Source organism: Leuconostoc carnosum, from assembly GCF_014207505.1.
GTDB lineage: Bacteria > Bacillota > Bacilli > Lactobacillales > Lactobacillaceae > Leuconostoc > Leuconostoc carnosum.
Genome location: NZ_JACHGL010000001.1, coordinates 421,514 through 448,482, shown reverse-complemented (window position 1 = coordinate 448,482; position 26,969 = coordinate 421,514). Strand labels below are relative to the sequence as shown.

Annotated in this window: 25 protein-coding genes and 3 pseudogenes; 5 read left to right on the top strand and 23 right to left on the bottom strand. The window is 31.8% G+C overall.

Features of this window, described 5'->3' with window-relative positions; genetic code table 11:
- Positions 1-67 precede the first annotated feature (67 nt).
- The 21 genes and pseudogenes from HNQ98_RS09230 to HNQ98_RS01995 all read right to left on the bottom strand — a co-directional run bounded on the left by HNQ98_RS09230 (position 68) and on the right by HNQ98_RS01995 (position 21,485).
- Complete coding sequence (locus HNQ98_RS09230) at positions 68-196, bottom strand: hypothetical protein (RefSeq protein ID WP_259655118.1); 129 nt, start codon at positions 194-196, stop codon at positions 68-70.
- Positions 193-468: a DUF2089 family protein gene (locus HNQ98_RS02090; protein WP_184284906.1), complete on the bottom strand. Its 276-nt coding sequence runs from the start codon at positions 466-468 to the stop codon at positions 193-195. Before HNQ98_RS02090 ends, HNQ98_RS09230 begins: the two co-directional genes overlap by 4 nt.
- Positions 469-658: 190 nt before the next feature.
- Positions 659-1,033, bottom strand: coding sequence for an MFS transporter permease (locus HNQ98_RS02085; RefSeq protein WP_184284905.1), 375 nt, complete (start codon positions 1,031-1,033; stop codon positions 659-661).
- A gap of 3 nt (positions 1,034-1,036) precedes the next feature.
- Positions 1,037-1,264, bottom strand: a complete 228-nt coding sequence (locus HNQ98_RS02080) for a TcpD family membrane protein (RefSeq protein ID WP_184284904.1) — start codon at positions 1,262-1,264, stop codon at positions 1,037-1,039.
- A 13-nt stretch (positions 1,265-1,277) separates the two neighbouring features.
- Positions 1,278-2,225 (bottom strand): conjugal transfer protein, encoded by a 948-nt coding sequence (locus HNQ98_RS02075; RefSeq protein ID WP_184284903.1) that lies wholly within the window; start codon positions 2,223-2,225, stop codon positions 1,278-1,280.
- Between the two features lie 26 nt (positions 2,226-2,251).
- A complete protein-coding gene (locus HNQ98_RS02070; RefSeq protein WP_184284902.1) occupies positions 2,252-2,821 on the bottom strand; it encodes a DUF8453 domain-containing protein in 570 nt (189 codons plus the stop codon).
- Between the two features lie 341 nt (positions 2,822-3,162).
- Complete coding sequence (locus tag HNQ98_RS02065; RefSeq protein WP_184284901.1) at positions 3,163-5,013, bottom strand: NACHT domain-containing protein; 1,851 nt, start codon at positions 5,011-5,013, stop codon at positions 3,163-3,165.
- A gap of 143 nt (positions 5,014-5,156) precedes the next feature.
- Complete coding sequence (locus tag HNQ98_RS02060) at positions 5,157-5,924, bottom strand: hypothetical protein (protein ID WP_259655117.1); 768 nt, start codon at positions 5,922-5,924, stop codon at positions 5,157-5,159.
- A 92-nt stretch (positions 5,925-6,016) separates the two neighbouring features.
- Positions 6,017-7,267 carry a hypothetical protein gene (locus HNQ98_RS02055; RefSeq protein WP_184284900.1) on the bottom strand — a complete coding sequence of 417 codons (1,251 nt, stop codon included), beginning with the start codon at positions 7,265-7,267 and terminating at the stop codon, positions 6,017-6,019.
- A gap of 124 nt (positions 7,268-7,391) precedes the next feature.
- A complete protein-coding gene (locus HNQ98_RS02050; protein WP_184284899.1) occupies positions 7,392-10,457 on the bottom strand; it encodes a YobI family P-loop NTPase in 3,066 nt (1,021 codons plus the stop codon).
- Between the two features lie 303 nt (positions 10,458-10,760).
- Positions 10,761-11,591 (bottom strand): CPBP family intramembrane glutamic endopeptidase, encoded by an 831-nt coding sequence (locus HNQ98_RS02045; RefSeq protein WP_184284898.1) that lies wholly within the window; start codon positions 11,589-11,591, stop codon positions 10,761-10,763.
- 396 nt (positions 11,592-11,987) lie between these two features.
- A pseudogene (locus HNQ98_RS09390) lies at positions 11,988-12,239 on the bottom strand (P-loop NTPase fold protein).
- Positions 12,240-12,370: 131 nt separating this feature from the next.
- Positions 12,371-13,552 carry an MrcB family domain-containing protein gene (locus tag HNQ98_RS02035; protein ID WP_184284897.1) on the bottom strand — a complete coding sequence of 394 codons (1,182 nt, stop codon included), beginning with the start codon at positions 13,550-13,552 and terminating at the stop codon, positions 12,371-12,373.
- 810 nt (positions 13,553-14,362) lie between these two features.
- Complete coding sequence (locus HNQ98_RS02030; protein ID WP_019040578.1) at positions 14,363-14,614, bottom strand: hypothetical protein; 252 nt, start codon at positions 14,612-14,614, stop codon at positions 14,363-14,365.
- A gap of 48 nt (positions 14,615-14,662) precedes the next feature.
- On the bottom strand, positions 14,663-15,037 hold the full coding sequence (locus HNQ98_RS02025) for a hypothetical protein (protein WP_150260683.1): 375 nt from the start codon (positions 15,035-15,037) through the stop codon (positions 14,663-14,665).
- Positions 15,030-16,352 carry a Y-family DNA polymerase gene (locus tag HNQ98_RS02020; protein WP_150260685.1) on the bottom strand — a complete coding sequence of 441 codons (1,323 nt, stop codon included), beginning with the start codon at positions 16,350-16,352 and terminating at the stop codon, positions 15,030-15,032. The genes HNQ98_RS02025 and HNQ98_RS02020 overlap by 8 nt, the downstream gene beginning before the upstream one ends.
- Before the next feature lie 162 nt (positions 16,353-16,514).
- Positions 16,515-17,312, bottom strand: coding sequence for an alpha/beta fold hydrolase (locus tag HNQ98_RS02015; RefSeq protein WP_150260687.1), 798 nt, complete (start codon positions 17,310-17,312; stop codon positions 16,515-16,517).
- Between the two features lie 199 nt (positions 17,313-17,511).
- Positions 17,512-18,651: pseudogene (locus HNQ98_RS02010) on the bottom strand (IS30 family transposase); the annotation flags it as partial.
- 119 nt (positions 18,652-18,770) lie between these two features.
- A complete protein-coding gene (locus HNQ98_RS02005) occupies positions 18,771-19,181 on the bottom strand; it encodes a hypothetical protein (protein ID WP_150260692.1) in 411 nt (136 codons plus the stop codon).
- Positions 19,182-19,193: 12 nt separating this feature from the next.
- Positions 19,194-20,807: a replication initiation factor domain-containing protein gene (locus HNQ98_RS02000; protein WP_150259472.1), complete on the bottom strand. Its 1,614-nt coding sequence runs from the start codon at positions 20,805-20,807 to the stop codon at positions 19,194-19,196.
- 384 nt (positions 20,808-21,191) lie between these two features.
- Complete coding sequence (locus HNQ98_RS01995) at positions 21,192-21,485, bottom strand: hypothetical protein (protein WP_150259474.1); 294 nt, start codon at positions 21,483-21,485, stop codon at positions 21,192-21,194.
- A 165-nt stretch (positions 21,486-21,650) separates the two neighbouring features.
- Between HNQ98_RS01995 and HNQ98_RS01990 the strand changes: the two genes are divergently transcribed.
- Both HNQ98_RS01990 and HNQ98_RS01985 read left to right on the top strand, forming a co-directional pair.
- Entirely contained in the window at positions 21,651-22,112 is a 462-nt protein-coding gene (locus tag HNQ98_RS01990) for a GNAT family N-acetyltransferase (RefSeq protein ID WP_150259476.1), read from the top strand.
- Positions 22,113-22,462: 350 nt separating this feature from the next.
- Entirely contained in the window at positions 22,463-22,876 is a 414-nt protein-coding gene (locus tag HNQ98_RS01985) for a cytidine deaminase family protein (protein WP_150259478.1), read from the top strand.
- 54 nt (positions 22,877-22,930) lie between these two features.
- Here the strand turns inward: HNQ98_RS01985 and HNQ98_RS01980 are convergent.
- Positions 22,931-23,324 (bottom strand): annotated as a pseudogene (locus HNQ98_RS01980) (cell division protein FtsK); the annotation flags it as partial.
- Positions 23,325-23,348: 24 nt separating this feature from the next.
- On the opposite strand from HNQ98_RS01980, the gene HNQ98_RS01975 reads away from it, so the two are divergent.
- Together HNQ98_RS01975 and HNQ98_RS01970 are read left to right on the top strand one after the other, a co-directional pair.
- Entirely contained in the window at positions 23,349-23,834 is a 486-nt protein-coding gene (locus tag HNQ98_RS01975; protein ID WP_259655116.1) for an IS1096 element passenger TnpR family protein, read from the top strand.
- Between the two features lie 303 nt (positions 23,835-24,137).
- Positions 24,138-24,776 (top strand): DUF4230 domain-containing protein, encoded by a 639-nt coding sequence (locus tag HNQ98_RS01970; RefSeq protein ID WP_150259480.1) that lies wholly within the window; start codon positions 24,138-24,140, stop codon positions 24,774-24,776.
- A gap of 488 nt (positions 24,777-25,264) precedes the next feature.
- On the opposite strand, the gene HNQ98_RS01965 is transcribed toward HNQ98_RS01970, so the two are convergent.
- Positions 25,265-25,888: a PepSY domain-containing protein gene (locus HNQ98_RS01965; RefSeq protein ID WP_150259482.1), complete on the bottom strand. Its 624-nt coding sequence runs from the start codon at positions 25,886-25,888 to the stop codon at positions 25,265-25,267.
- 552 nt (positions 25,889-26,440) lie between these two features.
- Here HNQ98_RS01965 and HNQ98_RS01960 point away from each other — a divergent pair.
- Complete coding sequence (locus HNQ98_RS01960) at positions 26,441-26,965, top strand: TetR/AcrR family transcriptional regulator (protein ID WP_150259484.1); 525 nt, start codon at positions 26,441-26,443, stop codon at positions 26,963-26,965.
- The last annotated feature ends 4 nt before the right edge of the window (positions 26,966-26,969 follow it).

Below are 26,969 nucleotides of genomic sequence, written 5' to 3'. Positions count from 1 at the left end.
TCTTGATATCGTTTCATTGGAATGCTCCTATCTTGTTTTATTAATTATGGCACAACTGTTCAGAAATTTATGTACCAAATACTAGGATAGGAGCATTTCCTGGTACAGTACCAAGCCAAGTAGGAAGAAAGTAATCAATAAAATATAAAACACCCAATACTAAAAAACACAAAATAGGTCCAGTTAATGCACTCATTTTTTTTCCTCCTGATAATTTTCAATGATTTTTTTGGCCAAATGAAGTGAAAGCTCATCGTTAATGACCATCTCCATTATTTTAGTTTCGAACGAGCTTTCTTTTTGTTGTTCTATCAAACTTATACGTTGAATAATTTTATCTAAACGTACACGTACAGTTGGATAGCTAACTTTATATATTTTTGCTAATTCTTTAAGTGAACCAGAAGACTTAACTAATTGTTTAATGAATTCTTGATCTTCACGTTCTAACTCCAAAAACCAATCCATAACCGCTCCTTAATATAAATAATGTTTAATTAATATTAACATTATTAAAACATATATGCAAATATATTTAACATTATGTGTTTAAAAACATAAGCGGGAAATGTTTTATGACTTGACATTAACAAAACTTTTATTTAGGAACACTGTGCTGTTAGAGAAATTTACTTTAAAATGTTTTGCAATTTTCTAATTACAATATTTGATACTTTCTCTGATTACTGTTTAAGCGTTGATCTTGATAAAGCTGTTTCTTCTGAAACCAGTAACGCCAGTAATGTAATAAGGCATATTTAAGCGTCGTTTCAAAAGGTAAATCATCAATTTTCAAGACTTTATCGAGCTTATAAACGGTAAATAGTGAGATGACCAGTAAAGCAAAACCAAAGGTTAGTCGGCCATTTTGAATCTGATACAGTTGAAAAATAAAAATAATAGCGACATCAATCACAGTAGTGATTGTTAGTAGCCCAGCTACCCGCGAATCAATAAAGACTGGCAATTTTAAATCACCATAAATCGTTCGAAATTTAGCGGAGTTGGTATAGACCCGTCGGTAATTGTACATTTTCTATCCCCCTAACCCTTGAATGAAGTTTAATACTGAATTCATTAAGCCTGAGAAAGCATTTAATGTATTGGCTGGTCCATTAACGAAGAAGTAAATTAAACCACCAATTAAAATGGTGACCCACATATCTTTGTTTTCGTTTTTACCATAGTGTTGAATTGATCGACCACCGGCAATAATGACAACTAAACCTAATAATACTGGTTTTAAAGCGTTATAAATATCCATTTGATTCTCCTTTCTATGCTTGCACAAACTTAGTGACGAAATAAGTTGATGCTTGTTGCTTCAAATAAAGACGGATTGTTTGTACTTGAGTTATATCTGTATCATGAACTTTGACAGTTATGGTAGCCGTCACAATCGGACGTTTCGACGTGCCAGATATTTTGATGGTACTCTCATCAAGAGAGACAAAGTCAACTGCGCCATCTAGTCCAACTGGATTGGCCATCAGAAACGACATATCTTTAGTAGATGATGATACATACTTTTGAGCAAATTGTTGCGTAAATTTGGTAACTTTAGCTGTGGTTTGTTCACTGTTAAGCGTTTTACCAGTGCTGGCTAACCTCGCATGTCTCACATGACTGACACTATTAATCGGATTCGCGACATAAGGTAAACCAATCACGGTTAGCTTTTCATTAGCTTGTGCATACGGAATATTCACGGTGAGATGACTGTGTTTCTTATTGGCTTCAACTACTAAATTGTATTGTGCTGTTTTAACCCCATCAATGGTAAAAATACCCGTTAAGGTTGAGGAACTTAATTTTAAATTCGTCTTTTTATCACTTTCTGGTAATGTTAAATTACTGGCTAAATACTGACTTAGTTGTTGCGTACGCTTATCAGAATCACTACTAGAGGATGAATAGTATAAGTTTAAGAAATTGGTTAGATATTCACCAACTAATGGATTATAACTAGTTGTCCCAGCCCTTTCTTGATTCATTTTGATACTTAAATTTGTGACAGTATTTTGTAACACTTTATTTTTGTGAGCCGTTGCATTGGCAAGGACTAAGACATAACTAAAGTAAATAAAAAGCCCTATTAAGATTAATAGGACAATTGAACGAACCCGACCTAAGTTCAAGGTATGCGCTTTAGGAATTTTGATCGGTTTTTCTTTTTTCTTTTTTTCGTACTCAAAATTAATTTTGAGTTTTGGAATTCTGAGCATCCATACTCCTTTCTAACATTTAAAAATCACTTATCTTTATTTACTGCTAATAATTTTGAAAATTGGTCTTTATCTAACATGACTTTTATTTCATCATCGTTTCCAAGGTAATTTAAAACTGTAAAATGGGTTTCATCAACATCATATTCTGAAATATATGTTTTGTTAAAGAAAATATTAGAATATGTTATCTTGAAATGTCGGTTTTCTTTTATAATTAATTCGTCATTTGCTCCACTAATACCTATTAGTGTTTGAATTTCTTGACCAGGTGCGATCGGAAGATCCTTAATAGAAGAAAAACTATTTGGATCAAAATCTGATAAACTAATATTGCCATTATTATGAAATAACGGTTGGATGCTTATTTCTTTAACTTGTGCGGTGGTTTTCCCATAATTTTTCAGAACTAAAACTTCTCGAAAAAAATCATTTTTTCTAAAACGCTTATAAGTTATAAAAACGTTAGGTCTTAGCTCTTCGTTCCTTTTTTTAGCATCAGAATAAGATTTAACGATAAAAGTTAACATACCGCCAATAATAGGAAGTGAAATACCAACGAGGCTAATCCAATTATCAATAGACAAATTATTCATTCAAAACTCCTATAAAGTACATTTTTTATATTGTAATAATACTACATCAAAAGTTTCAAATAAATTATTTTTGACTTAAAATGTTTATTCAATATATGTTATCTATTTTCAATGTTACTCTCATTTCTACCTGATTTTTTTGCATGGAATAATTTGTTAAATGTGTTAACATAATTCTTCTCTTAAAAAAATACATCTGATTAAAATGTATTTTTTAGTGTTTTTTAATTTATTTTTTGTTTTCTAAAAAATGATAGGTATATTAAATGATCTGTTGTGGTGAAAATACGAAGTATGATAAATTTTGAAACCAGTAACGCGGAAGTAAATTAGTTGATTGACTACAAATCTTCCACAACACTTTTATAAGTTCTTTTCCATTTTGTTGAATTCTCAGAGTGATAATTATTTTTCCATTCTATTAAGTAATCAATTCTAGGAAATAGCCAATCATCCAAATATTCAATTAATGTTTTTCTAATTTCTTCCCCTTGATCCCATATCTTTGATATTGTTACAGTTGGACGCATATCATGACTAAACTCATCTCCCAATTTAGAGCTTAAAACAGAAAATAGCTCTTTGGAATCAAGTTGCGATTTTTCAGAATCATCAATATCTTGTTGGAAGTCAATATTCAAGAGTCTGAATAACATTATATGACAGTGTAGAAAAGTTCCTCCGATTATTGATAGATGAAATCTTATAGTAACTAAGTCAGTATCTGTTTCTTTAGCAAAGATAAATTCTGAAAAAATGTATTTTATAAATTCTTCTTTCGAAACTTCATTTTGTGCTTGAATTACATTATCAAAAATTGGGATTATCAGATTATGAATAGTTCTGTCCTTTTGAAGATGAAATAGCGTATTGACAAAGTTTTTATTAAAAGCTAATATAGAACTTTCACTTTGCGACCAACTAAGTAACAATTTTTTCTGAATAGTGTCGGGTAATTTAGTCACATAAAACGCAGCAAAAAATTCTTGAAATGATCTGTGAGAAAACTTAATTTTTGTTCCATCTTGGATGAATAAACAAACAGAATGTATAGCGTCATGTATAAAATTTGTTCCACTTACAGTCAATGAATGATCATTTGAATACTTGTTTACAAACGAAATGATTTCTTCTTCAGAAAATTCAATATTTTGAGTAAAGAAAGTTTTCATTCCGACGTAACCCAAAATATTTTTAAATTCTTCAACTGATATTTTCGACTTAAGTTGCCGTTTGTATCCAGATTTGGACGCATCATGACGCTGATATAAAGTATAGAATGCTTGGTTGTAGAATTCTGTTAAGTTATTCGGAATAATACCATTAGATTCATAAGTAAGTAGCATCATTGTCAATAAGAGAGGTATAGAAGCAAAAGATTCGTTGTCTTCGTAAAGACTGTTTTTTAGTTCGCGTAAAAATCTAGTAGTAACATTTTTATCAAAATCAATTTTTTTCACCAACGAGACAGCTTGTTGTTTTGATAATGGATCTATGTTAAATTGGGTAAATGTTTCCCATCCAATAAATTGGTCACTTGGTCGTGAAGATATTACTACGTTATTTAAATGATATTTATCTGTAAATCTTTTAATTAATATAGTTGCATGTTGAACAATCTCTGTATTTATTTCATCAAATCCATCTAAAATGACAGTGTATCTACCTTTTTCAAGTGTATAGATAAATTGCTCCAAAGAAAATTTTAAGCCTTGACTATATACCTCATCTAATAATACTTCTTCAAATTTTTCGCCAGTATTCTCTAAATCGTTTAATTGCTTTAATTCAAAAAAAATGGGTATTGATGAATTAGTGTAACACTGATTAATGAGTATATGTTTCATCATCATTGATTTTCCAATACCACCAGTTCCTGAAATAATAATATGCTTGGATTGAGTGAATATTTCGTTCGAATCTCTTGTCGGTATATGTTTCACCGTGTTATTTGAAATGTCTAAGTTTTCATAAAAGTCATATAAGAATTTAGGTTCGGACTTATATAATAAGGTTTTAATAGTACTATGTTTTTTAAATGTCCTATTTAAATAATCAAAATAAAGCAGTTGCAAATCCTCATATGTTCTAAATTGATATTTTTTTAAACTTTTACCAGCAAAGCTTAAAATAGTTTGAGCTTCCTTTAGCCCGAACTTTTTGAATGCCTCTGCAAATAAAGGATCTATCATAGCGATTCCTCACTTTTTTTCTTAGCTAACAATTAGTATACATTTTATTGTATACCTTATTCTTGATTATGACAGGAATTATATAGAATTTTTTTGCAACTAAACTTATATTTTTGCTTCAACGTAGTTTGTCGTAAAAAATGTTAATTGGCTTTCTCATCCTTTTTGATTTGACTAGCATTTTGTTTAATTTTATTAGTATTATCCCCTAATACCAAGGTATCAGCATACACTGTCCAATCAGTGGCATTATTCCCAACAAAGGCAAACTTCAGTCCTTGTGGCGCCAATTTTGCCCCAGGTTTTAAATCTACCTGCAACCTCTCACTTTCGGTTGGATCAATTAGGATACGAATAAAAGTGTCATCATCGTTAACCTCTCCTGACTTACTTTGTTGCATGAAATTGAATTGATAATTTGAAATGATTGGTTCTTCATTATCATCACGAACTGGATTATTTTGATTGTCGGTTTGATAGTTTGGTGAGACACTAAATAAAATCAAATCGTGGCTATCAAAAGCATCAGCGGAACGCACTCGTCCAACTGGTGTTTTGTCTTTTCCAGAAACAAATACAGCATCATATTCTGATTCTGGTATATCATCAGTCTGTGAATCAGACATCGACAATAATGTACCAGACTTTGTGGCAACTCGTGCGCCGCCACGTCGATTACTTCGAGCTTCACCTCCGGTTATTGAAGCATTGATTAATTTCAATTCAGTACCAAAAGATTTAGCAAAATCAAATCCTGCCTGTGGTGTAATGTTTTCAGTATTTAGGGTGTCGTTAATGTTGAGTACAGCGACCGAAATATCCCCGTTGGTTCCAACTTTGTTACGACCTACATAGGTCAGTTTTCCCAAACTTTTCCCTTGTAGTGATAATTTATTAAATTTGTTAACCATTTTTATATTCTCCTTATATTTACTTTAAATAATTAATATGTTCATTAAAAAAACAGCTACTAGGCTGTTCTTTTTGTTACTTATTAAGTTAATTATTCCGATTTTGACATTTTTTCAATTATTTGTTGAAATTTTCCTTCTAAAATAAATTGTAAGTTTTCTTGCTTTTTATTACTCATTTTACTCATTAGGTCAAATACATCTAGTAGTGTAAATGTATCTTTTATTACTTCGGAAGATTTTATCTCCTCTTTCAAACGATCAGTGAATCCACGTTCAATCTTTAAGTGTCCAACAATTGTAGTTAATTTTAACACTTGGTCATCAGATTTAGTTAGTTTTTTATCCCATTCAATTGTTTTCAGAACCGCTATAATATCTTTTCTGTAGTCAGTGAAATTATTCAAATGAGAAAGACTGGTATTTATTTTTTCGACATTAGCATTATGAACTATCTTTGTTAATTCTTGCGCAAGTACACGAATACTCTTACCTTGCTTATTATGGATAGTATAAAACATTTTAAATATCGCAGCTCCATCACCAAGCTCACTGTTTGAAACCTTAATTCCAGTACTTATACTAATATTTTTTGAAATATTAACCGTGCCAACTTCAGAAAAAAACAAATTGATTTTAGAATCTGTTACAATCATGTTTGAGATACGAAAAGAAGATTTTACTTGTTTAGCAAATTCATTAATTTTAACTAATGCAATATAAAATACAATCGCATTATCATAATTTTTGTACCCTTCAGAACCTACTAGTCCACGTAAATACGTTTTATTTTCTTTGTCATCATCTATAAATCGAAATTTAACTTCTTTATTGGCAACAGATGGCCTTTGCCTTAATGTTGAAATATCGCTAAGAATTAACTCTTTAGAATCATGATGCAAAGCAAAGTCACCATACTTTGCCATTGAAAAATATAAATCTAGGAATTTTTTCTTTGAATCATAATACGATAAAGCGCTCGGTATTAATATTTTTTTCGTTTCCTCATCTATAACATTAAACTGCAGTAAATATGACTCGTCAGAGTTATAAGAAGACTCTCTTATAAAATCAATACTATCAATATTATTTAAGGATAAAATATAATCATATTTTTTGTTAGATATATTTAAAAAGCACCTTATCGCTTCACGTGAACCAGTAATTTTCAATTCTGAATCAGATATTTTGAAAACTCTACAAATGTCTTGTTTAGAAACGAGATTGCCTTTCTCAGAATTGGTTACCTCTGTTATTTGATCAAGTAGAGATAAAACTTCATTATTTGAAGCAATATGACCATCACCATGTTCTACATATTTCTCTTCTTTTATAGGTTTCATTGAACTTCTCTCTTTTCAAACACATTATAACACCATATTTTCAAATAAAAAAGGTATTCGATTTACTTTCTAAAAAAGCTTCATAAATATTTATGAAGTTTTTAGGAGTCTGCTATGGATAAAATTATTCGATATAATATTTATTATTTGCTAAAGCAAAATTTTGGATAAAATTATTTTCTTTTAAGTATTTTAGTATGTGCTTGTTAGCTTCATTATTTGTAAATTTACTGGTCAAAGAGCGTTTGTCTTTTTTTAAAATATTTACAAACTTATAATTATCTTTATTAAATTGATTCACTGGGAAACTGGCTAGCAATTGTTTGATTTTGTCAGTGTAACCATTAAATAATGATAGATTTTTGGCTAAAATTAAAAATGTGTCTGCTGTTTTTTCTTGTATGAGTAATAACAATGTATCAACACTTATAACATTACTTTCAAAATCGTGTGAAATTAGTGCCTTAATCACTACCTGAGTCTCAAAGTAGTCTAGTACGTCTTTATTATTCTGAAGTAAAAATAAGAATACTTTTTCGTCTAAAACTACTAATTTAAAGCTTAATAACATGAAGAAATCTTTAGATTCAATTTTATCTAACCATGCTGATGTATAATACTGATAATTTGCAGAATCATACTGACTAAATATTTTTTCCTTGAGCTTATTATCCATAGTATTAGAGCACAAAACCGAATCAAATAACTTTTCTGGAATGATTTCATCACTTTGAGTCAATTCATCAATATTTTTCTTACAAAAATTGTTAATTGTTTCATTGAAAACAAAATATTCACCATCATGTTCTTGCTTTTTAAAATATTCTAGAATAGCGTCAATAGTTGGATAAACTTTGTTATTGTCGAAATAAACGTTTATTAAATCCTTATCAACCTTATCAATTATTTCTTCTACGTTGTATTTTTTTGGCAAGTTTTGAATTATTGCTTCTTTTAATGCAATATAAACATCTCCGCTAATAATTTGCTGACTGTATTTTTCAAATATATTATTTCTTTGAAGATATAGAACTATATATTCCATATTAATGTCATTACAATCATAAAAATTACCAAATATTATTTCTTTAAACACATTTTCTTGTGTGATTTTTGAAATATCAAAATGTAGTTTATTATTTAAAGAGACAATATTGTGAATGTCCTTTGGGTAATAAGTTAAATATTCTTCAAGAAAAAAATTTGGATACTTCTGAGCAGTATCTATCATTAATGATGCTTTTTCTTCATTATCTGATTTAATGTAAAAATTGAACAGAGTGAAGTTTAAAATCTGTTTTTTATGATGATCTGAATAATTTAAATCCTTCACTAGGTGAGACATATCTGTTAATTTCAATTGGAAATCAAAATTCTCTTGTTGTGAAATTAATGATTTTTTAAATTGGTGGTTATTAACATCACCATAATACTTATTTATAACATCTAAGTAGTGTTCGTCAACAAATCCGTTAACAATCAATGCAAACATTAAATCATCTATTTCGATACTTGATTCTTTTAAATCTGATCGTTCAATATCTTTTAGCTTTTTTTCATCAATATTTGTTATTTGGCTTTGTAAGTCATTTAGACGTTTATCAAAATATTCTGGACTAGTAGCTAATAGAACTCTTTCTTTAAAATATTTAGTTTCTGAATATTCTTCGTAAGTTTGATTTTTTGAATTACCCAATTCGTACGGTAAAAATTCATTGTTGTTATAGCCTCTTCCCGATTTATAGTTATTCAAATTATTAATAGAAGAACGTCGATCATTTCTCATAAAATCTAGAACTAAAATTTCATCTTCACTTTCGGCAATATTTTCTTTATGTTTTTTTATTAAATTTTGAACCTCGTTTTGTAGACTATTTTTTTTCTGATAGTTGATTGCTGAAAATTTATTTATTAATTCATTTAGTGACCCCTTTCCATTTTGAAGGTCATCAAATTTCTTAGGATATTTATTTTTATACCCAATCAAAGCAAGTAATTGATTCAGATCACTAGAATCTAAATGAGCCTTAAAAACTTGGTATTCGTTTCTTATATTAACTAATAATCTGTAGTCATCGATATAATTACTGAAGATATCTATTAGTCTCGGCTTTATTTTTTCATTCGAAAAAAGTTCGTTTAATTTTGAATATGAATTATTAGTAGTAATAAATGGAATTACTGGGATAATAATATCGAAAAACTTGACCCGACTTTCAGCATTATTAAAAATATCATCTTTAACCAAATAGATAAATTGCCACTTTGTCGGCATATTTGAACTACTATTTAACTTGACGTTTAACTCACGTAGTTTTTCAAATATATCTAATTCATCAAATCGATCAATATCCTCTAAAATCAATATTTTCTTTTCAGACTGTTTAAAAATATAAACAATCTCGTCAATATATTTTTCAAATAAATCATCATTTGGTAAATCAATTTCTGCACCCACTGATTTAAATGATATTTTAAATTGTTTTATCTGGAAGTGACTGAGAAAAGACCATATATTCCAACTAATAAATGGCAAAAGTATGGCTACCTTATACTGTATTAGCAATGTAAGCAACATATTAATTGACCAATACATGTAAGATTCAGAAGATAAAAATAATTCAGCAAGTCTTAAAAGCCCTTGTAAAAAATTAGTCAAAATATTAGGATTGCTAGGAAAGAAAATTATAATAAGAAAAATAATTTCTAAACTATATAATACCTTTTTTGTTTTTGACAGTGGTTGTTTTACTTTAAAATTTGTTAAAGGAATTTTAGACGGATCAATTTGATACAATATTTGATTGATAATACTTTGCTCAATTTTTCTACTACTATTATAATCACTATTGTTTTTATTTTTTATAATGAAAGTACGATTTGTTTTAGATTTGTTTTTATTATCCAGATTATTATCGCTATTTTTATTTTCACTTTGCTTGCTCTTATTTTTATCTTTAAATGAAGCAAAAGAAACTTTAAGAAAGTCCGCTTTTTTTCGATTTTCAAAGTAGGAATCCACAATCGAGCTTTTTCCGCTTCCATACTTACCTGTAATAGCAATATTTTGAATATCAGGATTTTTAATCACATTATTTAAATAACGTTCATATTGTTTGAATGATTTACCTTGTAAATTTTTTTTTGAATTTAGAGGTAATAATTCTGAACTTTTTATATTATCAGCCAATTGGTACTTCTCCCATAATTCTATTATTAATAGTATTATACAAAATAATAAACTCTATTATAGGAAAACTTAAAAAATAGCACGCTTCATAACTTTTTTCACGAAGCAAATCTCTTGCTAATTTTGCTTTTTCACATTAGTTATGTTGTGACATAATCCTTAGGCGCACTTATATGCCACGATACGTGCTCATCTCATCGGTCTTATGATTTTCTTCAACACAGTACCAGACATTTCTCTCTGTACCTGTAATTGAAAGTTTGTGAAATGCGCTTTTTTGTTCTCTTTCAATCTCTATACATTTTAGTATATAGTCTTCTTGAACGAACCTTCAGTTCTTATACTAACTACATCTCTATTTAATAATTTCGGTAGGATCCACTTATTCGGATTTTTAATATTTAGCACCAGAATGCCTATTATAATTAAAATAATGCATTGAATAACTGGAGGATAAACGGTGGCAGCACTAAAATGAATTATTTTATAATCTGTATCCATACCATTCAGTATGGTCACAAAGTAGTTATTGAAGAAGTGCAAGAACATAGCAATCAATAAACTACCAGTTCTGACATATAGGCAGCCAAATAAAAATCCCATACCAAATACTGCCACCATTTGAAGAATTGTTGCCTCCAAATTTTGACTGAGAATGTTACCCATATGGTATAAAGAAAATAATCCTGCCGAGATTACCAAACTCAATACAACACCTTTTTTATTTTTATTAAAAATGGTGAGTAAATATCCTAAACTGATCCCTCTAAATATATATTCCTCAGGAATAGATGCCACAACACCAATAAATAAGGCTTCCCAGAAATTAGAACTATTAAATACTGCCAGTAATATTGTGATTAATACCATAAGCGTCAACCAAATCACGGTTTTTCTACCAAAGATAATTTTGAAATATTTTGGAACTGGCAAAATATGGCTTAAAATGAATGCTAATATCAACTCAATCACTTTAAAAAAAGTATCATTTAAAATGACTTCAATCTTTGAACTATGAAGTGGAAATTTGGTGATGAATTCTCCAACCCAATCGCCAACAAAATATTCAATTATATTTAAGATTACGAAAAATGATATTAAACTTACAAAACGGTGTTTATGAAAGATAATCATTGTATTCTCCTATATGTCAATTTATAACAAAAATAATTATCTTTGGCTTTGCAATAGGCAGTTAATAGATTAATTTTAGACCAATATCACCAAATAAATTAGTTATATTCGTTAATAAACTTTATGCTTTGCTAAAATCCGGTTTCACTTAACTGTGCTAACTATTCTTAAATAATTTAAAACCACCTGTTACTCAGATCATTTAAGTGACACATTTAGGCTCTATCCGTCTTTTACGAAATACAATCTAGCACTATACATCTCCGCCATGTTGATTCCTTGATATTGGAGCAACAATTATGACTAACTCAATTGTTCTGGACGTTTCTTCCTCACTGTGTAAAGTACCCGAATTGAACACAGTCTAGCATTTAAGGTAATATTTTATGCTATCATTTAATAGATTTGCCCAATCGGTAACATCAAACTTATAAACATGCTTGAAAGCTGACTGAAAAATTGATTAACTAATTGATTTTGATCGGTAAACATCCATGGATTAAACCTTATAATTTTTGGTTTATTTATTTCATCTTTGCTTAACTCTAATAGGTATTATACTGTCATATTTAAAACAGAGGTTTTACCAGATCCCCATTTACCATAGAGATCAATGTTAAAATTATCACTCTGATCAAAGTCTATAATTGATCTAGCTAATTACTTAGCAAACTTATTTCTGCCTAGTAAATCATCACAGGACGATTGGATTGGAACATCAGGATTGAACATTTTTCCGCCACTTAATAATCAAATCGTTGTAACAATTATATCTTGAATTAACTACCAATATCATTGATAGTTGCCATAAAGCTTACTGGTTTCAAATCAATATTCCCCATTTGACCGCCACTTATTTTAAAGAACTTAACATCATTCATTTCTACTAGCTTACTGAAATTATATACTCTATATAGGAAGTAATTATCAGGATGATTTTCAGCAAAATTCACTTCGTTGTTACTCATATAAAATGGTGCATTTTTACCTTGGATAGTGGTCTTAACTTCAATAAAAATCTTATTACCTTGCTTATCAAAAGAAAGTATATCATACCCTAAGCCGTCCCCTTTAGTTTGAGAAACATGTTCAATTTGTTGTGCTAAATTGAGGTCATCACTTAATTTATCCTTTTCGTATTTCAAAACAATTCGTTCACCCAAAAATCCAATCATTGAGTTTTGCTTCTGAAGCGTATCGTAATCAATTTTACGACCTTTTTTATCTGATTCTTTTTCTACTGAATCAGTTTCCGTCAGTTCAATGTTTGGTAATTTTTTGGCTATTTTTTTAATGTTATTGTTGTTCAACAATGGGTTCAAATTTAAATCTAATGACAGTATATAGTCAATATTTTGCTGAAGATCTTTTTCATTAATTAAATCAGCTTTAATTTCATTTAAACAAAACAACATATCTTTTAAGTCAGTTAGTAGTTGATCGTTATTTGGTAGATTGTCACTATTATATTTAATACTAAAAATATTTCCTAATTCATAACCTGATACTAAGCTATTCTTATTTTGTAAAGAACTAGTTAGATCAATTGGTTTAGTGGTCATACGGTCTGTTCGATTAGCTAATGTATTTTGCCAATATGCTGAAACCTTGCCAATGTTGTTTTTTGCATTTCTACCGTAGATATCATTAAAAAATGTCCACCCCTGATTCAGTGATAAATAAACACTATTCATATCTGGTGAGAACAAGTAAACAATATAAAATCCTTTTGTTGCGGAATTAGATATAGCTGTATCAAATATGCCAATCCACGGAACTGTTGCCCAATTCCCTTTTCCTACTGATCCCTCTGTTGTGATATTTCCAGCTATAAAATCATCACTTACCGCCTTTTTTAATCCACTTCTCAAAAGTTTGGCAAATTCGTTGTTTTTTAAAGTTTTGTTTTTTTCTTGTAAATAGTTATTTAGAACTTTCTCTAATATGTCACGTATTGTCATCTATTTTCCCCATAATATATTTTATGAATATTGTAGAACAATATGCTCTGTAATAATAGAGGCATTCAAATAAATAGCACGTATCCTATCACTTTTTTTATTGGCTAAATCACTTTTTATTTTTTAGTTTTTCACTCTTTTATGATACTTCACGACATAAGCCTTAGGCGCAACTTATATGCCACTATAAGTGCTCATCTCATCGGTCTTATGATTTTCTTCAACACAGTGCCAGACTTTTCTCTCTGTACCTGCGCTTGCTTGATAGTTGATAATCATATAAAATTGAGTTATTGAAAATAACTTTAAATTTTGATTCTCATTAATAACGTTGTCGAAGGCATTATTTTATCAATCAAGAGTATATTTAGTTTTCAATGTACTGAAACACAGCTAATAAATCTAGTTGTGTTTTTTTGTGCTGATTTTAATGTTAATACTTTCTTAATGAATATTCGTATTTGACAAAAAGAATAAGCACAAGGAATGTTACAGAAACTTTTCAACTTCTGTTTCACACCTTATGCTTATAAGTTTATACTTTAAGTGCAAGTCATTTACCAGATGTTTAATCAATCGGTAAAATTCCGGAAATGTTTTTGTAATTTCACTGGTTGTTTTTTTATTTGTCAGACACTTCTTATTCTATTGTACCAATGTCATACATCAATGTTAAATCACTGTCCACGGTTTCTAAAGCTTATTTTAAGGTGTTTTAACACAATCAATCCGCAATTGCTTTTCAATGCAATGACACAAAAAAGATACTACAAATGAAGTCTATTATTGTAGTATCTTTTTTTGCTAAGTTTAGTTGGTATTAACGGTCAACCCAGTTGCTTGGTGGATTTGTTTAGCTAATTCTGGGAGCCGTGTACGGTATTGGTCGTCTAAGCGAGCGATTTGCTGAGAATGTGTGGCGTGGCCAATTCGATAATATTCAAAAAAGACGTTAACTTGTTTAGCATATGTTTGATTGACCAGTCTGACTTCATAGATTGTATTTGGCTTTTTGGTAAATAATTTATTGATCATTAAGATCATATCATCAATTTCTGTCATATGGTTACACCTAATTTTTATTTTTTGTTTGGTTATTTGTATGTGTCATCATGAGTGATCATTGACTATCACGGTTCTAATCGTTTCAAACGGGATCAATTCTTGATTAATGTACACACCTAAATCAGAAAAACCGTTAACTAATCCAGTGACATTCGGCACGAATTGTCGCTTGGTGTTGATAATATTTTGTTGTACAGTCACACTATCATAATTGACAAAGGCTTGTCTTAATTTATTTTGTGCGACATCCAGTGAGATGGCTGGTAATTTTTCTGTATTAGTATGACGTATCTGGTCATCTTTTTTTAGTGTCGCTGTATGATCAGACAGAAAAAAACCGTTCCATTTCATTTTGCCTCGTTCACGATAATCATTCTGAAAATAATGATTAATCAGCTGACTAAACTCACTATCATTCATAGCTATTACCCCCATTATGGCCACCGACAAGATTGGCTCGGCTAATTGCTGTGCCTCCTTCTGCTTGTGACATCGCGCGCATGACCGCAGTTGTTCCAAATTTTTGCCGGATTTGATCGATGACCTGATCAATTTGATTGGCTTTCAGGGTTTGCTCAGCTGGTTCAAAAAGATCAAGTTGCACACCAATATCATCTACTAAGCCACCGTAATCAATGCCTATGTTTCTAATGACCTCACCATGCCAATGTTTTTCAAACAGTGTCATCATAGTCGTCATCAATGTTCTCGTGTCATTAGTTGGGTCAATGCGCAGTTGCTTTCTAAACCCATGACTGCCTTGCTTGTGACTTTCAGAAAATGAAAAGCCAATAAAGAGACTCACTAAGCAAGTTTGCTTTTTGTGTGCACGTATTCGAGTCGCCACTTGATCAGCCATTTCTCGTATGACGACTTCAATGTCAGTTTTTTTACTGTAATCACGTGGCAAAACTTGGGAATTACTATAGGACTTGCTTTTTGGTTTAACCACTTCACTCATATCAGAACGATCAATGCCCCAAGACAAGGCAAATAGTTGTTCACCCATTAGCCCCATTTGAGATCGAAACATATACGGATCTTGATGGGCTAAATCACGCATTGAATGAATCCCCATTATTTCAAGTTTGTGTGCGGTCCGTGACCCAATACTCCAGATGTTATCCAGTTGCGTCACTGGCCATAGTTTAGTCGGCACATCTTCATAATGCCACACACCCGTTAAGTTGTTGGCATGTTTCGCTTCAAGATCTAAAGCTAACTTAGCTAGTACCGGCGTATCACCAATGCCTACGGTGAGATAAATGCCAGTTTCTTTACGGACACGTTTCTGAATTTGCCGTGCAACAGCTTCTGGAGAGTCACCAAAGAAAGACCAGGTCTCGGTGACATCTAATATTGATTCGTCAATTGAATACGGTAATAAATTTTGTTCTGTCGTATAGTCACGGTAAATCGTGTTAATACGTAAGTTTTCTTGAATATAAAGATTCATTCTGGGATTAGCAATAATGAGTTCGTTGCATATGGGTATATCACGTTGCCGAGTAACATTACTAATACCCAGCTTTTTCTTAGCCATTGGTGAAGCTGCTAAGACCAAACCACCATTTGTATTTTCCTGTTCCGACATCACAACAAGGAGTGCCTTTAAGGGATTAAAGCCACGTTCGATACTTTCAACGCTCGCATAAAAGCTTTTAGAGTCAATCATGAAGATGACCCGACGTTTTTCTTGCGTATAATCATATTCAGTTTTTTGTTGGTTGACCATATGCACGCTCCAAAACAAGGCTGTATAATTCATTATACGAACAAATGTTCTGTTTGGCAAGAGGCAAAACATTAAAATAAGTTAATTATGATTTAGTTGACTATTTTTATTAAATTGAGCTCGAATAAAAATACCTTCAACACTAATTGTTCAAAGGTATTTTTATGGTGTTTTGATTAAGTTGTTAAATAGTGAATAAATAACATCAGGTTGATCTATCATGATATTGTGACCAGCAGAAGAAAGTAATGTTATATCGGCATTTTCTTTTTGTACAAATAATGCAAGTTGCTGTTTATAGCCTACAACATGATCATATCTTCCCAATACGACTTGAATTTTTGTTTCACTACCAAAGTGATCTAATTCTTGTTCAAAAGATAACTCATAATTATTTTTTTGCAATTTTTCTATAAATACCTGATTAGCCTTTTGTAGTCCAGGTAAAATGAGTTCTTGATAGGCTAACCAACTTGTCTTATTGATCAAAACATTCATTGCTTCGAAATCAGGAAAAAAGGAAGCGTTAGTGGTCATTTTTATTTCACCGCTATATTCATTTTTGTGCTTTTCAGTTATTCTTGAATTGTCGTCAGCAATTACTACGGGACAAGTTAAAAACATTGCGCTGACCTGATTTTGATAGTGATGACTAATTGCTTGAGCCAAATAAGCACCATACGAGTGTCCATATATGATAAATGACTTTTCTCCGATGATATGATCGATGAATGCTACTAGTTTCTTAAATATAGCGTTAGAAGAATGATCTTCAATTTTCTCCGAGTTACCCATACCTGGAAGATCCAAATATATACGTTTGAAATTACTGAGTTGTGAGTCTTTTTCAAAAAATACTTGTGTAGAATTTTTATCTAAAAATAAACCATGCAGAAATAAGATTGGCTCCCCTGCACCTAAAGTATGGTATTGAATACCGTTGTATTGTTGAGTTATCATAAATTCTCCCTATCTATCATAGAAATAATAAGCTGTCCTTAATTTTATAGACCTTTTGATTAAAGTTCAACGGACTTAATTAGATATGAAAATAGTATAGGATTTCTTAACATATGCTAGTTCAAATGTTTATTATGATCGCTGTATTATTTCCCTAACTTTGATATTATGGCTATTGTTAATAGACGGTAATCAGTATTTATGACTTTCTTTGTTTTCTTTTTTCATAAGCCCTGCGGTATCTTTGCATCGTCTTATACTCTTTATCAAACAAATCAATTGGACTCTTACCATTTAAAGCAATTCGCATTGGCATCGCGTTCATCTTATCAGCGACTTCATCGAGCTGTTGTTGTCTTACTGGTTTAAAACTCGTTCCTTTAGGGAACCAATCACGGAGTTTACCGTTACGATTTTCATTAGATCCTCGTTGATGTGGTGATGACGGTGTACAGTAATAGAGTTTAATTTTCAGTTCTTTTTGAACATATTCTAAGAAGTCCCAAGAAATAAATTCAGAGCCATTATCGGCGGTAATCGTCCGGACAGCTTTGCCATAGCGTTCATAAAACAACTTGAATGCTTCAATCATATCTTTAGATTGCTTACTTTTGACTTTGACTAACGCATAAAATCGTGTTTTGCGTTCAACGACCGTCATAATAGCCGAGTGGTCTTGATATTGGCCATTATTGTGTTTCATCGGTAACACTAAATCAATCTCCCAATGTCCAAATTGTTTGCGCTTTGCCACTACTGGTGAACGATCATAGATAGAATGGCGGACTAACTCACCACTCTTTTGTAGATTGGAGCGTAGTCGGGCAATCTCTCGTTGGCGATCGCGCTGTGTTCTGGCTATTTCTCGTTCTTTTGGTGAACCATCTTGGCGGTGATACTTATGGGTACGAATGTCAATTAAGCCTCTTTTGGACCAATCTCTAATGGTTGAGGACGATACTGCCACATCTTGCACGTTACCGGCAATTTGTTCTGGTGTCCAATGTTCCACATTAATCCAGTGTTCAATCAGTTCTTTTAATTCTGGGGTCAGTAAAAGCCCTTGCCCCATTCGAAATCGTTTTTTAGTCGCAATGTACTGACCACGTTGAGCCGAATATTTAATGCGTGCGTGAATATTCATTCTTAACAGACTGTGACGGTCTAGATTAGAGAAGTCTAGTACATTACCACGGTCTAATTCACGACTAATCACTGATGGATCATAACCTAATTGTCGGCCAATATCGCTTTGTGAGAGTTGTTCATTATTCCACAAATGTTCAATTAAGTAACGTTGGTTTTCGTTTAATCGTGGTTGCCGTTTCCTTTTCTTTGGTTATTCTTCTACCATATTATTCTTTCTTTTCTTTTGCTCAATGATATACAATTTCAGCGTAACAAACGTTTATTATCTTAGTGTTATAAACGTTTTAAAAATTTATAGCCTTATATTACTTATCGTGAGGCTTCAGCAAGCTGTTTTTTCGCTTGTTTTAGTTGGGCTTCAATCAGATTGATGCCACTTTCACTATTCACATCATGACCATTTAGTAAGTTGGTTAAGTCACGGTATTCAAAGGTTAAGGCAATGCTTGTTTCAACGAGATTTTGTATTTGTTTATCCAACTCTTTACCAAAAATCAGGACATCACCAAAGGTCTGGGATTGTACAGTCCTGATGTCATGATGTAACTTCATTGACATCTGGAGTGTGTTTTGAAAGTTTGGTGCGCCAGGCTTGAACTTGAAATTTTGACGATCAGATGCTAAAACAGTTAATAATGATTGATAAGTGTTTCTGAAACCTTGTAGTTGAGAAATATAATTTTCTAGTTGGTCTGGATTTAACCATATTTTTTGTGTCATGATATTCTCCTTTTAAATTTCTTGATAACGTTTTTTAGGTTTCTCAAAATTAATATTTAAATGCTTACTTGCTTGTGTAATCGCATTCATCATGGTGGACTTAATCAATTTTTGTTGTTCAGCGGATAATTCAGCACTATTCATAGCCTCAATCACTTCTGCCCAATGACCAGTTTTCTTTAAGACTGTTAGACTAGGCACCACTGAATCTAAAACCCATTTTTCAATACGCTCTACACTCTGTTCTTTGGGTTGACGAATAAATTTCATTTTATGACCTAAAGCGGTTAGTAATGACCACGCAGGCATCGGTTCAACTGAATTTTCAATCGTATCACGGACTTTATCAGTTTTTAGTAGCTTTTCCTCAATAGGTTTATCAGTAAACCAAAGATGCGTATACAAAATATCAAAGGTGATCTCAGTTAATGTTTTATTGTTTTCCTGATCGAACCACCCATCAATCACATATTCTGCTTTATCTTGATGCAGTTCTAGTTCCACACGGTTTTGTACGTCCGTGTCAAAGCCTTTACTGGCTTGTTCCTTGTGTTTGTCGTAAGCACGGATAACAAACGGCGACTTACCAAAGTTAACTGTCCAGCCATCATCAACGTTGCCATGAACGGCATAAGACTTTGATTTACTCCAAAATCGTTTTTCTTGTACCGCCTTGACCAATTCATTCATATCCAGCAGACCCCACTTATCATTAATGGCAATATCTAAACGAGTGAGATGCCCTCGATATTGTCTCGCTTTTTCAAAAAAATCATGCCAGGTCATATTCTGTTCCAGTAGCGCCTTTTCAAATAATCGTGTCCCCTTACCAGTTAAATACAGCGTTGTGCCAAATTTCTGCTCAACTATTTGCGTTTCAGGGTTTTTAATTGGTGCAAAGTCTTGTATATAGATATTCTTTTCGCCAGCAAACGCCATTTCACGCGTATAAAAGTTTTGTGATGTTGGACGTTCTAAAAATAAATCAGGTTGAATGCTTAGTACATCATTGATAACTTGCTTTGACGTTAAATCTGGGAATGTCAAAGAAACCCAATCAAATTGCACCTCAATAGCTTCAGCTAGCCGTGGATAGACCGTGATTAGTTTGTTAATAAATTTGTCTGATATTTTCTGTTCACCTGTCTCAAAACGATTAACTGTTTTTCTGTTAATACCCATTGCAGTAGCTAATTCCTGTTGTGTGACCCCAAGTAGTTGGCGTAGCAATATTAAATTATTTTTTGATAATTCTGGTACATTTAATGCTTGTGTCATAGTATTTTGTCCTTTCAACAGTTGATATCGACCAACATTCTTTAAATCAATTAAACTTTCTAATTCAGTTGAAACAGTGTTTTGTAATTGTTTATCAGATTTTCTAATTTTTGCTTTAAAACCCGATAGCTCACTGCCAGTAATTTCATCAATTGCAATCTTGCTACCGATGTTAGGCAATTGTCCTAACGCAATAGCCGAAACGGTTACGTTATAAGTCCCAATCATTTCATCATTTAATTTCATACCGACCATGATAAGAATTTCCAACGATAATCGCAAGCTATGTTGGGTTGTTCCTAGAAAAATAGGGGTGTACGCTTTTGGTTCATGGTTAATCGTTATCATGTTAGGTTTTCTTTCTCAAAATGTCCCATTTGGTACTTTCAGAGGGACATTTTTGTTTTTTTATCTAAATCGCTTCATCTCGGTGTTTGTTCCCCATATTGGGTTGACGCTTTCAGCGTTTTTACTGGTTTAACCCCCCTGTTAGTAACTGGGGGTTAAAGACTTTTTTGTGGTTGCTTGAGCTGAGTGCGTGCCAGTCGCTGACACTCATGGTCATTCGTGTTTAACCGCGACCACGCACCCTGCCCTCTTACGCTTCGCTAAGGGCAGGGCGTGGCACTGGCTCTCCCGGTCGGTCGAACCACTCGGCTCAAGCCAGCACTATGTACAAAAAACAAGTTGACTATCTAGACATTAGACCATCAACTTGTTTGCGTTACCTATTTACTTGATCCGTGAGAGTTGATCCATAAGCGAATTTAACTCTTTATCACGATTAATCGCATGCGTGCGAATCGACTTATAGTTGCCCAATAAGAAGCCAATATTTTTCCGAATTTCTGTAATGTATGGTGGTAACATCGGACTAATTTCTTCTAAATTGCCATCAGCAAGCACTCGTTTTAATTCATCACTTAGTTGTGAGAGATGTTCCAAATCTCCTAGTTTTTCAATTGTCTTTAAATCAGCAATCGATTGTTCCGACAATGATTGTACTTTTTTAACGTCAAAAGCCATATTTTCCTCTTTTCTTTCTTAAACGACAAATACAAATTAATAAAAAAACCAAACACGGATACTAAGGCTTGGACTTCTTGCATGATACTTCATATTTTTGGTTCCTTTCTATTTTTAAAAATATGCTATACTTGGCAAATAAATAACTTACTAAGGAAATATGCAATGACAAAACTTATACCAATGGCATTTAATGAGTTTCAGAAATATATATCATTTGCAGTAAACGAATATGCAAAAGAAAAAATTGAAGATGGTACTTGGCAAAAAGGTAATGCTCTAGAAAACGCGGAACAGACATACAATCGTTTATTACCAAATGGTCTAGAAACATCTGGCAACTATTTTTATTCGATTTATGAGAACGCTAATATAATAGGTTATATTTGGTTCGGCACTGATAATGAAAATGAATTAAATGCCTTTATCTTTGATTTTGAAATTTATGATCAACACCAAAACAATGGTTTTGGATCAAAAGCTATTAAACTAGCTGAAAATGAAGCTAAAAAAATGGGATTTAGTACTATTGGCTTACATGTTTTTGGTAGCAACGAACGTGCCATTCATGTATATCAAAAAAGTGGTTACAATATTACAGATATAAAAATGCAAAAAGGACTTTAAATTTTAGAGTCCTTTTGTATTTATTTGAGCTAGACCAATCAAGGTTTACATAAGTTCTGATATAAAAAGTAGCGCTATATCAACGTTTATAAGCACTAAAAAATAGGTCATTTTCAAAACCTTTCACAAAGTCTTTAAAACGCCTATTTCATCACGTCACTTTTCAAATTTCACAAACAAATTATTTTTATATCAATTCTAAATTATTCTTATGGTATACTCATTTTATTACTATGAACTATTTAAATTATATTGATAAGATCTTTTTCACACTTTAACACTAGATAATATATTAAAAAATAGTTCAGAATTAATATTATTTTATTTAACTAATTTAGAGGAGACTTTTAATGGATATTTGGAAAAAACTGTATAATGAAGCTAAAGTACTTTACAATCCACATGAAGTTTCACCTTTTGTATACGCTGAACATGTTGTATGCGCCTTGGAAGCTGAAGACGGACAAGTATTTACAGGATATTGTTTTGAAGCGACATGCGGAGTTTTTCATCTTTGCGCTGAACGTGCTGCTGCGTTTAACATGTATCAGCAAAGTAAACAAACAAAAATTAAACGCATCATAGCTTTTCGGGACGAATCACCTTCTGATGTTGGTGGAATGCCATGTGGTGCTTGTCGAGAATTTTTGATGCAATTAAATGTTGAAAACGCTGACACAGAGATAATGGTTGATTACAACATGCGGAAAACTATTACTTTAAATGAATTAATGCCAAATTGGTGGGGAAAAGCAAGAATTTAAATTAAAAATATCAAAAGTCGTGATCAGTTACGACTTTTTATTTTTGAAAAAATATTAATTACTTTTTTCTCTACTTACTATATTTTCACGCATATATTCATGTAAGTTAAAGTCTTTTAGTACTTCTGGTGCAAAGAACGACCGTACTTGACTGTCCCTCATCTTAATAAAGCCCCACCCTTTCAAACTAGATGACAAAGGGCGCAACTGCTTCTCATTATCAGGGAACACCATTTTTTCAATTTTTGGTGTTGGCACACCCATGTTAACACGCATATTCAATTGGTTACGTACTGCCATTGGCAAAGAACCCGCATCAGGTCTCTGCTACCAATCAAGATAAACACCCAAGTTCACGTCCCAACATTGCAACCTCATTCACATTAGACATTGCCGTGTCATAACTCGCTTTAATTGGGTCATCGTAGGCTAACCTATCGTTCATTTCAAACCTGTAATTAATCGAACGATTTTGATTAATGCGGAACGTTCACTAGCATATCTGGGATATACCTTAATTTCTGCTTTCGGATTAGAAGGAGCCCACCTATTTGGTTTCCAAAAAAGTTTTGAAATTTTTAATCATCAGCAATCTTACTATTATTTATTACCAGCAATGGATTTACCAGAATTCGTAGAGACCGGTAAGCAATATAGTGTAATGGAAACAAATTTGAGCCAATTTTTTTCGCCTTCAAATCTCAACAATCAATTTGCATTTCAGTATGACTTCGGAGATAATTGGAAAATTTCTTTAAACGTTGAATCAATAGAAACAAAAGAAATATTATTGCATGACATTCCTACACTCATTGGAGGATCTGGCTATGGATTAATCGAAGATATCGGTGGCAATCCTGGATTACATTATTATATAGAGGCATTTGGCAGTGGTGATCTTGATCATTATTATCAAATTTTTGGTAATCAACTACCCACCTTCGTCTTTTCTCGTTGACAATTGCCAATGAGAAGTTGAAACCCGAAATCAGCATATTGAAGCGCCAATACGAAGATGATGAGTAGATGGAAAAAACCTAATTATTATTTTTCGTGAGGTTGTATAATATGATATAGTAATGTTTAATTTAGAGAATTTACTGGAGTGTGAGATGAAAAAAACGATAACTATTATTTCAGTGTTGGTATTGTTTGGTTTACTATTTTTAAATCCTACCCTAGCTTTCGTTGGATTGGTAATTTTTGGATTATTCATGAAATTCGTTAGCAAAAAATAATACATACAGTGAGTGTGACTATAATGAAGTTTAGGCGAAAAAGTAGCAGAATTAAAACATGGCTTATCCTGGTCTTGTTAGTAGTGATTTTAATTGTCGGTCTGATTGCTGGTTTTAAATTAAATAGTCTTTTCAATAATCAAGATGCCGGGATACAAACCAGTCAGTCAACTACAGCTACAATGGTTAAAAATCTTGAAAAAGTTGATGAACATGTTTTTTTGAATGTCGGTATACAAGATATCGAAACAAGACAAAATAATCTTAAAATACCATGGACTCACATAGGGGTACCACTAACAGAGAAAAAAGCGATAATTATTTTAAACTATGACGCTAAGTTAGGGATAAAAAAGCCTGTTAAGATTAAATATAATGATAAGAATCAAGTTGATATTACAGTACCTAAATTTGACGTTATTGGTGTTGAATTAGATAAGAATAATCCTTACCAAATGTATGATGACAGTGGCAATATTTTGAGTGCTTCAACAAAAACCGTAGATACGGGACAACTTGTTTCTCAAGCACTTTCAAGTAGTAAACAGAAGCATTACTTAAAAATATACAAAGACATGATTCAAGATTCAGCCAAGGACTATTACACCACACTTTTCAAGTCTACTGACAAAGAAACAAGTGTGAAAGTTAATTTTGAGTAATCTTATATTGCTTAATTATGGTTAATTTAAAAATTTTCATGGTTTGTATTCAATGCAAAAGAGCAACGATTTTCTGATCGGAATGTATTTAAATTGTAGTTAGTGAAATATTTATATTTTACGTAATGTACAGTAGGAGATCTGAATTTTGTTTTTTTAAGTTCAAAATTATTTTAGTCGATATCTTGTTTCGTAAGTATGCAGAAACTTTTCGGTAATTACAATAGCACTTTAATTTTGACCATCAAAAAAATGTTTGTTAATCAGTAGCTTCACGTAATTGTCGCTTTACTTGGTACAACTGTCTTTCAATTTTATGAATCAATAAAAAACCAGTCACGATGAAGACAATGACTGGTAATGTTTTAGTTATTATAATTTTTATAAGCAACCCAGATGGTTTATCTTGATATGTTGTTTCGCTCTAGCAACAGTGTTAATTGATTAGATTAACTTTTATAGCAAGAACACTGTATTTTTGTTCTTGTTTAATCGTCAGTTTCTTGATCTAAAACCTGACCACTTTTAGCATCAATCTTGATAGAGACATTACCATTGCTAGCTTTTAAGGCTATTTCCCATTGTGTAGTCCCATCTTCTTTATCTAGTGACCACCCCTCAACTGAACTGTCTCCTGCGGAGTTTTCAGCCTTAGATATGGCATCTTTTAATGAAATGATTTCATCAAAGTTAATTGCTTTTTGTTGTTTCTCAACGCCATTTGCTTCGTCAGTATCCAGTGTTTCTTTGTTATGACTAATCACTTTTCCCGTGTCAGCATTAATTTTCAAAGTGTATTCAGTATCGTCATCTACACCCGTTATTTCATAATACTTCGAAAATAAAGTCTTCTCATATTCAATTGATGTAATAGATGTACCATTGTATCTTTGATAAAAAATACTCTTAATTTTGTCCAAGCTGAGCAAATTACCGTCTGTCTCACTGCTACTTGAACTATTAGAAGAGGAAGTAGATTGAGCTAGTGAAGAGGAAGAGCTTGGGGCCGAGTTACTGTCGTTCTGCTGGCCACTATAAAGTAAATATGCAATTATAATCAGTAATAAGCTTATGGTAATTAGCAATGCTGCGGTTATCCATTTTTTTAACATATTAACTTCCTCACTTTTATTTCATAGTTAGAATGAAATTTCCCTTTATAGGATAAATTGTACCATGAATGCACAGTCTCACAACAAAAAAGGTCTTAGAAAAAATGATTTATTTATGAACTGATTGAACTATTACAAGAGCTACTGGCAAAAGTTATTGCTATGTTTTGCACGAGATTGACTAAGTTCACCATATTATGTTGGATACCCTTTCAAATGACTTCATAATTTCACAAAAGAATAGCTTGAATTATCAATATCTTTGTTCTTTAGTCGCAAATTTTCCAGTAACTAAACTTTCAGATACGAATCATAAATCAATCAATAATTTTATTATCACTAATAAGCATAAATCGGTAGCTACATTTTCAATTAATCCGACTATGCTTTTTTGATCTCATGGTTATGATTCAATTCATTACGCTGTATTTATAATGGCTCTTGCATCCAGATCTTGTAATCATTCATAGAGAAAAATATAGTTGACAAGAAAAGATAACGGTGTTATCTTTTGAATATGTTGTTTAAATAATTAATTGTAAGGGGGAACATATGAAAAATACTAAGTCTCTGATTTTGGATGCCACTACGCAGTGGATTCGCGAAAAAGATTATCGTGAAATATCTCTTAGAACCCTGACTAATTCAATCGGTATCACTACTGGTGCTTTTTATAAACATTTCAATAGTAAGGAGGACCTATATTATCAGGTTTCAATATTATTATCGCAAGAATTAACAGAACGACTAAACATTGATATTACTGCTGAACCAACTAGTGAATTATTAAAAGTAGCCGAGCAGATCTGTTTGTTGTTTAAAAATGAACCCTATTTAATGGAATTTATTATGTTGAACCAATCTAATAACCTTGATACGCAAAATTTTATGTTTTTAGATGCGATTAACAAGTTGATACAACAAGTTAATCCAACTGAAAATGAACAAAGCAACAAAGCATTATTTATTCAACTATGGTCTTTTATACAAGGATATGGTGCATTAATTAAAAATAAAATAACTAATTATGACCATGAACTAGTTAAAAATACACTATACAAATTTTTGGAGAAATAAAAAC

What these genes read in the sequence shown, in the direction of transcription:
- HNQ98_RS02045 (WP_184284898.1), bottom strand. Translation starts at nt 11,591, where the DNA reads ATGATTATCTTTCATAAACACCGTTTTGTAAGTTTAATATCATTTTTC.
- HNQ98_RS02080 (WP_184284904.1), bottom strand. Translation starts at nt 1,264, where the DNA reads ATGGATATTTATAACGCTTTAAAACCAGTATTATTAGGTTTAGTTGTC.
- HNQ98_RS02055 (WP_184284900.1), bottom strand. Translation starts at nt 7,267, where the DNA reads ATGAAACCTATAAAAGAAGAGAAATATGTAGAACATGGTGATGGTCAT.
- HNQ98_RS02065 (WP_184284901.1), bottom strand. Translation starts at nt 5,013, where the DNA reads ATGATAGATCCTTTATTTGCAGAGGCATTCAAAAAGTTCGGGCTAAAG.
- HNQ98_RS01965 (WP_150259482.1), bottom strand. Translation starts at nt 25,888, where the DNA reads ATGTTAAAAAAATGGATAACCGCAGCATTGCTAATTACCATAAGCTTA.
- HNQ98_RS02000 (WP_150259472.1), bottom strand. Translation starts at nt 20,807, where the DNA reads ATGATAACGATTAACCATGAACCAAAAGCGTACACCCCTATTTTTCTA.
- HNQ98_RS02060 (WP_259655117.1), bottom strand. Translation starts at nt 5,924, where the DNA reads ATGGTTAACAAATTTAATAAATTATCACTACAAGGGAAAAGTTTGGGA.
- HNQ98_RS02070 (WP_184284902.1), bottom strand. Translation starts at nt 2,821, where the DNA reads ATGAATAATTTGTCTATTGATAATTGGATTAGCCTCGTTGGTATTTCA.
- HNQ98_RS02090 (WP_184284906.1), bottom strand. Translation starts at nt 468, where the DNA reads ATGGATTGGTTTTTGGAGTTAGAACGTGAAGATCAAGAATTCATTAAA.
- HNQ98_RS02035 (WP_184284897.1), bottom strand. Translation starts at nt 13,552, where the DNA reads ATGACAATACGTGACATATTAGAGAAAGTTCTAAATAACTATTTACAA.
- HNQ98_RS01995 (WP_150259474.1), bottom strand. Translation starts at nt 21,485, where the DNA reads ATGGCTTTTGACGTTAAAAAAGTACAATCATTGTCGGAACAATCGATT.
- HNQ98_RS02020 (WP_150260685.1), bottom strand. Translation starts at nt 16,352, where the DNA reads ATGGTCAACCAACAAAAAACTGAATATGATTATACGCAAGAAAAACGT.
- HNQ98_RS02025 (WP_150260683.1), bottom strand. Translation starts at nt 15,037, where the DNA reads ATGAATGATAGTGAGTTTAGTCAGCTGATTAATCATTATTTTCAGAAT.
- HNQ98_RS01960 (WP_150259484.1), top strand. Translation starts at nt 26,441, where the DNA reads ATGAAAAATACTAAGTCTCTGATTTTGGATGCCACTACGCAGTGGATT.
- HNQ98_RS02075 (WP_184284903.1), bottom strand. Translation starts at nt 2,225, where the DNA reads ATGCTCAGAATTCCAAAACTCAAAATTAATTTTGAGTACGAAAAAAAG.
- HNQ98_RS02015 (WP_150260687.1), bottom strand. Translation starts at nt 17,312, where the DNA reads ATGATAACTCAACAATACAACGGTATTCAATACCATACTTTAGGTGCA.
- HNQ98_RS01985 (WP_150259478.1), top strand. Translation starts at nt 22,463, where the DNA reads ATGGATATTTGGAAAAAACTGTATAATGAAGCTAAAGTACTTTACAAT.
- HNQ98_RS01990 (WP_150259476.1), top strand. Translation starts at nt 21,651, where the DNA reads ATGACAAAACTTATACCAATGGCATTTAATGAGTTTCAGAAATATATA.
- HNQ98_RS02030 (WP_019040578.1), bottom strand. Translation starts at nt 14,614, where the DNA reads ATGACAGAAATTGATGATATGATCTTAATGATCAATAAATTATTTACC.
- HNQ98_RS09230 (WP_259655118.1), bottom strand. Translation starts at nt 196, where the DNA reads ATGAGTGCATTAACTGGACCTATTTTGTGTTTTTTAGTATTGGGTGTT.
- HNQ98_RS01970 (WP_150259480.1), top strand. Translation starts at nt 24,138, where the DNA reads ATGAAGTTTAGGCGAAAAAGTAGCAGAATTAAAACATGGCTTATCCTG.
- HNQ98_RS02005 (WP_150260692.1), bottom strand. Translation starts at nt 19,181, where the DNA reads ATGACACAAAAAATATGGTTAAATCCAGACCAACTAGAAAATTATATT.
- HNQ98_RS02085 (WP_184284905.1), bottom strand. Translation starts at nt 1,033, where the DNA reads ATGTACAATTACCGACGGGTCTATACCAACTCCGCTAAATTTCGAACG.